This is a genomic window from Acinetobacter sp. SM1B, assembly GCF_003289665.1.
Classification (GTDB): Bacteria; Pseudomonadota; Gammaproteobacteria; order Pseudomonadales; family Moraxellaceae; genus Acinetobacter; species Acinetobacter schindleri.
In genome coordinates, this window is record NZ_QMBM01000001.1 from 249,647 (window position 1) to 251,526 (window position 1,880).

The 1,880-nt window shown below is 35.9% G+C and carries 3 protein-coding genes; 1 reads left to right on the plus strand and 2 read right to left on the minus strand.

Going from position 1 to position 1,880, the window contains the following annotated elements; genetic code table 11:
* Nucleotides 1-134 precede the first annotated feature (134 nt).
* Nucleotides 135-599 (minus strand): SMI1/KNR4 family protein, encoded by a 465-nt coding sequence (locus C8322_RS01165; protein WP_111810298.1) that lies wholly within the window; start codon nucleotides 597-599, stop codon nucleotides 135-137.
* Nucleotides 600-812: 213 nt separating this feature from the next.
* On the opposite strand from C8322_RS01165, the gene C8322_RS01170 reads away from it, so the two are divergent.
* Nucleotides 813-1,022, plus strand: coding sequence for a hypothetical protein (locus tag C8322_RS01170; RefSeq protein ID WP_005249157.1), 210 nt, complete (start codon nucleotides 813-815; stop codon nucleotides 1,020-1,022).
* A 198-nt stretch (nucleotides 1,023-1,220) separates the two neighbouring features.
* On the opposite strand, the gene C8322_RS01175 is transcribed toward C8322_RS01170, so the two are convergent.
* On the minus strand, nucleotides 1,221-1,880 hold a 660-nt coding region (locus tag C8322_RS01175; protein WP_111810740.1), incomplete at its 5' end, for an IS6 family transposase.

The window sequence follows — 1,880 nt, forward strand, 5'->3', positions numbered from 1 at the left end:
GGAGCAGAATATCACTTATAGGAGTTGTTCAAATTTACGGATCCATCTCTACCGGACATTTCTATTTTGGAGTTACAAGATTGCTTCACATAAGAGATTTTATGTTAAATATAGTCTCAGGCTAATAATTTAAGCTATCTTAGTAAGTTCAAAAAATTATCAAAACTATCACATACTTCTATCAATTCTAATTTAGGCTGTCCATGTTGATCCTTGATATATTGATCATGGTACATAAGAACTACTTTCGGATTATTAACGTCAGATCTGTAGTCAAATCCGATATAGTCACCACAACCATTTAGTCCAAAGACGACTATCTTATCATGGCCATATATATCCTGATCTTGACAGTTTTCAATATGATCACCTCCTATCCCTTGTCCAAAACAACAAAAGGCTATGCTAGATTCTCCAACTTCATTGTTAGAATCAGAATATTCAAAGCTATTCTCAATAAATTGCACCCCATTGTGGGAAGCAATCAGCTTTTTATAACTTAAAGGAAAATTAATTTTATTATCTTGCTCAAAAATCTCTATGACCTTTACGTCGATTGGTCCGAAGTCATACATAATATTTAAGTTCTGATAAGGCATATGATTGTTTTACCTGCTAGGAATAACGAAATTTCGTATAACAACCATTATGTTAAATAGATAGCATTTGGGGGATATTATTTATTCTTTCAATAGGCAGAAACTTGCAGAATTTTTCTTAATTTGTAATCCTTTCGGCTAAGGGTGTCTAGCGTAGCTAAGACAGGTATTAGTTATAGTCGGGCCGCTATAATACGGATGACGAGTGCCTGTATGTTTAACCTAAATATCTTTAATAAGATCTCTAGCGAAGTATTGACCATCAAAAATGATCTTGAGCTGAATTCTGAAAATCAACTGATAACTAAGTATAAGACTTCTACTTCTGAAGATTATAAACAGGCTATTGTTTTGATTTTTAAAGAACGTGGCTATACACGTTTGGAAATAGGTCAATTACTTAGGGAGCCAAAAGCTTCATAAAATACCGATTAAACAAAGCTTGGATATAACATCCAGGCTTTATAAAAAAGTACCTAGCTGTTACCCTTGTCCTGATTTTTTTACTCTAAAACGTTCTTTCATCTTATGACACTTACGCCACCTTAAGTTTATTTACCGTCTTAAATCGGCACTGTTGCAAATAGGGATCTGAGTCGATGATTTTCCCTTCAAAAAAGCTTAGAGACCGAAAACTCTATTTACTAGCCAAACTTCTCCTAGAATATTACCGTTATAAAATAATGAAGCTTGTCCTTTACGTAGTGCACGCATGACTTCAATACCTTTGATTGTGGCATAAGCCGTCTTCATAGATTTGAATCCTAATGTGGCCCTGATGATCCGCTTTAACTTACCATGATCACATTCAATGACATTATTTTTATACTTAATCTGCCTGTGCTCAATATCTACTGGACATTTTCCTTCTCGCTTTAACCGTGATAAAGCATGGCCATAGGTCGCTGCTTTATCTGTATTGATGACCCGTGGAATTTTCCATTTTTTCACCGTATTGAAGATTTTTCCTAAAAAACAATAGGCTGATTTACTGTTCCGTCTAGCGGAAAGGTAAAAGTCAATCGTATGACCACGTTGATCAACTGCACGATACAGGTAAGTCCATCGCCCCTTCACTTTGATATAAGTCTCATCCATATGCCATGAATGTAAATCTGTAGGATTACGCCAATACCAGCGTAAGCGTTTTTCCATTTCTGGAGCATAACGCTGAACCCAACGATAAATTGTGGTGTGGTCAACATTCACACCCCGTTCAGCGAGCATTTCTTGAAGTTCACGATAGCTGATGCCATATTTACAATACCAACGAACAGCCCA

Excerpts from the sequence above, each read along its gene's own strand:
- C8322_RS01165 (WP_111810298.1), bottom strand. The coding sequence starts at position 599 with ATGCCTTATCAGAACTTAAATATTATGTATGACTTCGGACCAATCGAC.
- C8322_RS01170 (WP_005249157.1), top strand. The coding sequence starts at position 813 with ATGTTTAACCTAAATATCTTTAATAAGATCTCTAGCGAAGTATTGACC.